Genomic DNA, 350 nt, shown 5'->3' on the forward strand with positions numbered 1-350 from the left:
CGCCAGCAGCACGGTGTCCGGGTACATCTTGTCGATCTCGCGCCGCACCCGCTTCAGGAACTCATGGGTGGCGGGCAGGTTCTCGCAGTTCGTGCCCTCCTCCGCGTACAGGTACGGCACCGCGTCCAGCCGGAACCCGTCGATGCCCAGGTCGAGCCAGAAGCGCAGGGCGGCCAGGATCTCCTCCTGGACGGCGGGGCTCTCGTAGTTCAGGTCCGGCTGGTGGGAGAAGAACCGGTGGAAGTAGTACTGGCCGCGCACGGGGTCGAAGGTCCAGTTGGACACCTCCGTGTCGACGAAGATGATCCGCGCGTCCGGGTAGCCCTTGTCGTCGTCGGCCCACACGTAGA

1 protein-coding gene is annotated in these 350 nt (G+C 66.3%); it reads right to left on the reverse strand.

Translation table 11 applies throughout. From position 1 onward, the window contains the following. Positions 1-350: alpha-amylase family glycosyl hydrolase (locus R2S09_RS40375; protein ID WP_316746285.1), on the reverse strand; the 350-nt coding region annotated here is incomplete at both ends.

Source organism: Streptomyces sp. MK7 (genome assembly GCF_032658145.1).
Classification (GTDB): Bacteria; Actinomycetota; Actinomycetes; order Streptomycetales; family Streptomycetaceae; genus Streptomyces; species Streptomyces spiralis.